We start from the raw sequence: 5795 nt of genomic DNA on the forward strand, positions 1-5795 counted from the left end.
CGGCACGTCCATGGTGCGCCGGCCGAAGCCGGCCAGGTCGCGGTAGGACACCTGGGCCCCGATACGCACCCCGCGCTCGGCGGCGAGGTCGCAGACGCGCCGCATCACCGAGGGGTCGCCCGCGTGGAAACCGCAGGCGACGTTGGCGCTGGTGACGACGGAGAGCAGGGCGTCGTCGTCGGTGAGGGTCCAGCGGCCGAAGCCCTCACCGAGGTCTGCGTTGAGGTCGATCACCCTTCGAACGTAATGGATTGTTGAACGATTCGACAAGAGGTGGGCGAAGTGCGGGCCGCTGGTCCGGATGTGAAAGTCACCTCTTGTTAGATCGTTGAACGATCGTCTAGGGTCCGTGCATCTGCCACGCATCCGGAGTTATGGTCCGAGGACCGCCGAAGCGCCGACTCCGAGACTCCCGGGTCCGTGCCCTGCCCCCAACGCCTGAAGAAGGCCACCGAATGATCGTTCTTCTCGGTGTGGTCGTGGTGATCCTCGGATTCGTCACGCGCCGCAATCCCGTCCTCGTGGTGGGTGTCGCCGGTATCGTCACCGGACTGCTCGGCAAGATGGACCCGCTGGAGGTTCTCGCGGCCTTCGGCCGGTCCTTCGCCGACAGCCGCTCGGTCACCGTCTACGCCATCGTGCTCCCGGTGATCGGCCTGCTGGAGCGCTACGGGCTGCGCGAGCAGGCCCGCAACCTCATCGGCCGCCTGGGCAAGCTCAGCGCCGGCCGCTTCCTCACCGTGTACCTGCTGGTCCGGCAGGTCACGGCGGCCTTCGGCCTCAACAGCATCGGCGGCCCGGCGCAGACCGTGCGGCCCCTCGTGGCACCCATGGCCGAGGCCGCCGCCGAGCGCTCCACCGGGGCCAAGCTGCCCGACCGCCTGCGCGAGAAGGTCCGCTCCTACTCCGCGTCGGCCGACACCGTGGGCGTCTTCTTCGGCGAGGACTGCTTCATCGCGATCGGCTCCATCCTGCTGATCACCGGCTTCGTGAACTCCACGTACCACCAGGACATCGAACCGACCCAGCTGGCCCTGTGGGCGATCCCGCTGGCCGTCTGCGCCTTCCTCATCCACGGCGCCCGCCTGCTGCTCATGGACCGGCAGCTGGAGCGCGAGATGGCGCTCGCCGCGGCCGAACACGACCTGCCGTTTCCCGAGGGGGCCGAGAAGTGATCAAGGTCGAATGGCTGTACTGGCTGATAGGCCTCGTCTTCGTCGTCATGGCCGTGCAGATGGCCACCGACCGCAGCAACCCCAAGCGGTGGACGTCCGCCGCCTTCTGGGGCCTGCTCGGACTCACCTTCCCCTACGGCACCGGCGTCGCCAACGCCACCGCGAACAACGGGGACTGGACCCTGCCCGCCGAACCGCTCGGCGTCGCCGTCCTCGCCCTGATCGTGCTGGCCGGGTTCAACTTCCTCGGCAAGGGCGTCCCGGTCACCACCACCGGCGAACAGCGTGAGGCGTCCGCGGCCCGGCTCGGCAACAAGATCTTCATCCCGGCCCTGACGATCCCGCTCGTCGCCATCGTCTGCGCCTCCGTGCTGGACGAGTCCGGCCTCTTCGAGACCGGCAAGGCGACCCTCCTCGGACTGGGCCTCGGCTGCATCGCGGCACTGGTCGTCGGCATGCTGGTCACCGGCGAGAAGAAGGTCTCTGTCCCGATCCACTCCGGCCGCTCCATGCTGGAGGCCATGGGCTCCGCCCTGCTGCTGCCCCAGCTGCTCGCCGTGCTCGGCTCGATCTTCGCCGCCGCCGGCGTCGGCGACCAGGTCGGCGACCTCGTCAACAAGGTGCTGCCCGACGACTCCAAGTACCTCGCGGTGATCGCGTACTGCGTCGGCATGTTCCTGTTCACCGTCATCATGGGCAACGCCTTCGCCGCCTTCCCGGTGATGACCGCGGCGATCGGCTGGCCCGTGCTCATCCAGCAGATGCACGGCAACGAGCCCGCCGTCCTCGCGATCGGCATGCTGGCCGGTTTCGCCGGCACCCTCTGTACGCCGATGGCCGCCAATTTCAACATCGTCCCGGCCACCCTGCTCGAACTGAAGGACCAGTACGGACCGATCAAGGCCCAGCTGCCGACCGGCGTCGCGCTCCTGGCCTGCTGCACCGTGATCATGGCGGTCTTCGCCTTCTGAGGCGCCCGCCGGTCGCCGTGCCGCCCGCCCCGTCACCGTAAGGAAGTGCCTTGACCCGCGTCCTCATCACCGGCTTCGCCCCCTTCGGCGGCGAGCGCGTGAACCCGTCCTGGCAGGCGGCGTCCCTGGTGGCCGCCGAACCGCCCGCCGGCCTCTCGGTCACCGCCGCCGAACTGCCCTGCGTGTTCGGCGAGGCCCTCGACGCCCTGCGCGACGCCGTCCAGGCCACCGCCCCCGACCTGGTGCTCTGCCTGGGCCAGGCGGGCGGGCGCCCCGGCGTGACCGTCGAGCGCGTCGGCATCAACGTCGACGACGCGCGCATCCCCGACAACGGGGGCCGGCAGCCCATCGACGAACCGGTGGTGCCGGGCGGCCCCGCCGCCTACTTCTCCACCCTGCCCGTCAAGGCCTGCGTCGCCGCGATGCGCGAGGCCGGTGTCCCGGCCGCCGTGTCCAACACCGCCGGAACCTTCGTGTGCAACCACGTCGCCTACGGCCTCGGCCACCTCATCGCCACGCGGTTCCCGCACGTCCGGGGCGGCTTCGTCCACGTCCCCTGGGCGCCGGACCAGGTCCCCGACGGCCAGGCGCCGTCGCTGCCGCCCGCCACCGTCGCCCACGGCCTGCGCGCCCTGCTGGCCACCGCCGCCCGCACACCGGCCGAACACGACCTGAAGGTCACCGAGGGAGCCACCCACTGATGCCGCTCAGCACCCACGCCGCCCCCTTCGCGCGGCTCGCCCTCGCCAACATCACCCGGGAATACCCCAACTTCCCGGCCCACCTGACCCTCTCCGCCGACGAGCGCGTCGAGCCCCGCTCCCTGCACCCGGCTTTCTACGGCGCCTACGACTGGCACTCCTCGGTGCACATGCACTGGCTGCTCGTCCGCCTGCTGCGCCGGCACGGCGGCACCCCCGCACTGCCGGACACCAGCCCGGCCGTCGACGTGCTCGACCGGCACCTCACCGCCGAGAACCTCACGACCGAGGCCGCCTACCTCCGCGACCACCCGTCCTTCGAGCGGCCCTACGGCTGGGCCTGGCTGCTCGCGCTCGCCGCCGAGTGCCGCGCGCACGAGGGTCCTGAGGGCGCCCGCTGGACCCGGGCGCTGGCACCGGCCGTCGCCGTCGTCGACGGGCTGCTGGCCGACTGGCTGCCGAAGGCCACGTACCCGGTGCGCCACGGCAACCACCCCAACAGCGCCTTCGCGCTGGGCCTCGCCCTCGACTCGGGCGAACTGTCGGCCACGACCGAACAGGCCGTACGGGAACGGCTGTTGTCCTGGTTCGCCGACGACCACGACGCGCCCGCGCACTGGGAACCCTCGGGGCAGGACTTCCTGTCGCCGGCGCTGAGCGAGGCCGACGCGGTGCGCAGGGTGCTCCCGGAGGACGCCTTCGCAGCGTGGCTCGACCGCTTCCTGCCCGCGCTCGGCTCCGGCGCCCCGTGCCCGCTGCTGGACGTCCCGGTCGTCTCCGACCACGCCGACCCGCAGATCGGCCATCTGCTCGGCCTGACCCTCAGCAGGGCGGCCGCGCTGCGCTCCCTCGCCGACGCCCTGCCCGACGGGCCGGTCCGCGGACGCCTCGGCGCGGCGGCCGAGGCACACCTCGCGGCGGGCCTGCCGGCCGTGGAGCGGGGCGACTTCACCACCGATCACTGGCTGGCGACCTTCGCGACGCTGGCCCTGGACCCGGTCGCGGCGCGCTGACACCTGCCCCGGGCGGCATTTGTACGCGGCCCGGGGCGGTTCAGGCGACGGCGCGGCGGGAGCGGGACAGCGCCAGCGCGCCGAGGACCGCGCCGGCCAGTCCCACCACCATGGCCACGACGGCGCCGCCCGTGCCGGAGCCGTTGCCCACACCGCCGTCCGCCGTCGCCAGGGCGATGCCGCCGATGATCACGCCGACCGCTCCCACCGCCACTCCCGCGACGGCTCCGCCGCGCGCGTTGCCGGCGCCTCGGCCGGCCGCCCGCAGGGCCCGTACGCCGAGCACCACGCTGACGATCGCCACGACGAGGGCCGCGAGGGAAGGGCCCCGCCCGGAGCCACCGTCGTCCCCGTCGGCGGCCATGACGTGGGCGGCCGCCGGAGCGGCGAGCACGAGTCCGGAGGTCACGGCGGCTGAGGCGGCGATGAGCAGGCGACGGACGGACATGGGGTTCCCTTCGGTTCTCATGACGGTGGACGGGCTTCAGCGTAGGTATCGGCCGGCCGCAATTCGTCATGCCGGAGTATTCGTTCCGCCTACCGTCGGAGCGGTACGGACCGGGGGCGGAGTCTGCCGCCGGAGCAGTCGACTACCGCGAACGCAGCATGCCCGCTCGGCCCCGTTCATTCGAGGCGCTGATCGACGGATTCATTTTCTGCGCGATCGTTGACCCGCTCGAATTCCGCGGGCTATCGTCCAGGCAGTAATTTTCTGGTCGTACCCCTTTACCGAGAGAATCGGGGTCCTGGATGAGCGGACCGGAAACCTCATCGGGTGACGGAGCGGGACAGGCCGCGCGCATCGGCCTCTGGGTGTGTCAGGCGCTGTTGGGGCTCGTATTCCTCGCCGCCGGCTCCGCGAAGCTTTTCGGCGCCGCGGAGATGGTGGCCGCCTTCCACGACATCGGAGCCGGGCAGTGGCTCAGGTACTTCGTCGGTGTCGTGGAACTCGTCGGCGTGCTCGGGCTGCTCATCCCGCGTCTGGCCGGGCCGGCCGCGCTGGGACTGGCCGGTCTGATGACCGGCGCGGTGATCACCAACCTGGTCATCGACGCCTTCTCGCTGCTGGCGGTGGTCCTCCTCCTGCTCAGCATCACGGTCGCCTGGGGACGGCGGGACAGCGTCCGGGCGGTGATCCGTCCCGCCACCGCCCGCTGAGGACCGCGCGGAGGGAGTCAGATCCAGCCGGCCCGCGACGCGGCCAGCACGGCGCCGACCCTGTTCCTCGCCTCCAGTTTGTGGATGGCGGAGTGTATGTGGTTGCGGACCGTGCCGGGGCTCAGATGGAGCTGGGACGCGATGGCGCTGAGGGGGCGCCCGTCCTCGGCCACCTTCAGGATCTCGGCCTCGCGGACCGTGAGGGGGTTCTCCCCGGCGGCCACCATCTTCTCGATCAGCTCGGGCGGCAAGTGGCTTCCGCCGGCGTGCACTTCACGGATCACCCGCCTCAACTCGCGGATCGAGGTGTCCTTCGTCAGGATGCCGCGTACGCCGGCCTTCAGCGCCCGTTGCAGATGGCCGGGCCGGACTTCGCAGGTGAGGATCACCAGCGGAAAGCCGGGCCGCTCCCGGTGTAACTGCTCGGCGACCTCGATCCCGTTCATTCCGGGCATGTGCACGTCAATCACGGCGATGCCCGCGCCATGCTCCCGCACCAGCCCGGCCACCCTGTCGCCGCGCCCGGTGTGGGCGATCACGTCGATGTCCTCGGACAGTTGGAGAAGCTCGGTGAGGGCTTCCCTGGTGAGCGCCTCGTCCTCGGCCAGGACCAGCTTGATCGCCATCTTCCCTCCAGAAGTCGCTGTAACTGATCGGTGCGGTCGCCGCGGCGCGGCAGGTCGCGGGCGCGAGCAGGGCGCAGGTCCGCGCTGCCGCAGGACACGGGCGGGCGGATGCCGTCGGCTCGCCGGCGAAGAAGGCCCGAGTCGAGAGCCG

General features: G+C 71.4%; 8 protein-coding genes. 5 read left to right on the top strand and 3 right to left on the bottom strand.

Translation table 11 applies throughout. The features are described from left to right. A partial coding sequence (locus GTW67_RS15800; protein ID WP_161165460.1) for a LamB/YcsF family protein occupies nucleotides 1-234 on the bottom strand: 234 nt, incomplete at its 3' end. A gap of 221 nt (nucleotides 235-455) precedes the next feature. Here GTW67_RS15800 and GTW67_RS15805 point away from each other — a divergent pair. From GTW67_RS15805 to GTW67_RS15820, 4 genes are read left to right on the top strand one after another with little or no spacing between them, the layout of a single operon-like run. Next, the gene (locus tag GTW67_RS15805) at nucleotides 456-1175 is read left to right on the top strand and encodes a DUF969 domain-containing protein (RefSeq protein WP_161165461.1); all 720 of its coding nucleotides are present in this window, start codon (nucleotides 456-458) and stop codon (nucleotides 1173-1175) included. Next, on the top strand, nucleotides 1172-2146 hold the full coding sequence (locus tag GTW67_RS15810) for a 5-oxoproline transporter, DUF979 family subunit (RefSeq protein WP_161165462.1): 975 nt from the start codon (nucleotides 1172-1174) through the stop codon (nucleotides 2144-2146). The genes GTW67_RS15805 and GTW67_RS15810 overlap by 4 nt, the downstream gene beginning before the upstream one ends. 50 nt (nucleotides 2147-2196) lie before the next feature. Then, entirely contained in the window at nucleotides 2197-2847 is a 651-nt protein-coding gene (gene pcp, locus GTW67_RS15815; RefSeq protein ID WP_161165463.1) for a pyroglutamyl-peptidase I, read from the top strand. Then, on the top strand, nucleotides 2847-3860 hold the full coding sequence (locus tag GTW67_RS15820; RefSeq protein ID WP_161165464.1) for a DUF2891 domain-containing protein: 1014 nt from the start codon (nucleotides 2847-2849) through the stop codon (nucleotides 3858-3860). Before pcp ends, GTW67_RS15820 begins: the two co-directional genes overlap by 1 nt. Nucleotides 3861-3900: 40 nt before the next feature. On the opposite strand, the gene GTW67_RS15825 is transcribed toward GTW67_RS15820, so the two are convergent. Then, nucleotides 3901-4308, bottom strand: coding sequence for a DUF6223 family protein (locus GTW67_RS15825; protein ID WP_161165465.1), 408 nt, complete (start codon nucleotides 4306-4308; stop codon nucleotides 3901-3903). 302 nt (nucleotides 4309-4610) lie between these two features. On the opposite strand from GTW67_RS15825, the gene GTW67_RS15830 reads away from it, so the two are divergent. Continuing rightward, nucleotides 4611-5018: a DoxX family protein gene (locus tag GTW67_RS15830; protein WP_161165466.1), complete on the top strand. Its 408-nt coding sequence runs from the start codon at nucleotides 4611-4613 to the stop codon at nucleotides 5016-5018. 17 nt (nucleotides 5019-5035) lie between these two features. Here GTW67_RS15830 and GTW67_RS15835 read toward each other — a convergent pair whose 3' ends face one another. Beyond that, nucleotides 5036-5644 (bottom strand): response regulator transcription factor, encoded by a 609-nt coding sequence (locus GTW67_RS15835; protein ID WP_161165467.1) that lies wholly within the window; start codon nucleotides 5642-5644, stop codon nucleotides 5036-5038. Between the last annotated feature and the right edge of the window lie 151 nt (nucleotides 5645-5795).

Source organism: Streptomyces sp. SID5910, assembly GCF_009862125.1.
In the GTDB taxonomy this organism is placed as follows: domain Bacteria; phylum Actinomycetota; class Actinomycetes; order Streptomycetales; family Streptomycetaceae; genus Streptomyces.

Bases quoted from the DNA above. Each gene is read 5' to 3' on its own strand.
- GTW67_RS15805 (WP_161165461.1), top strand. From the start codon at position 456: ATGATCGTTCTTCTCGGTGTGGTCGTGGTGATCCTCGGATTCGTCACG.
- GTW67_RS15820 (WP_161165464.1), top strand. From the start codon at position 2,847: ATGCCGCTCAGCACCCACGCCGCCCCCTTCGCGCGGCTCGCCCTCGCC.
- GTW67_RS15825 (WP_161165465.1), bottom strand. From the start codon at position 4,308: ATGTCCGTCCGTCGCCTGCTCATCGCCGCCTCAGCCGCCGTGACCTCC.
- GTW67_RS15830 (WP_161165466.1), top strand. From the start codon at position 4,611: ATGAGCGGACCGGAAACCTCATCGGGTGACGGAGCGGGACAGGCCGCG.
- GTW67_RS15835 (WP_161165467.1), bottom strand. From the start codon at position 5,644: ATGGCGATCAAGCTGGTCCTGGCCGAGGACGAGGCGCTCACCAGGGAA.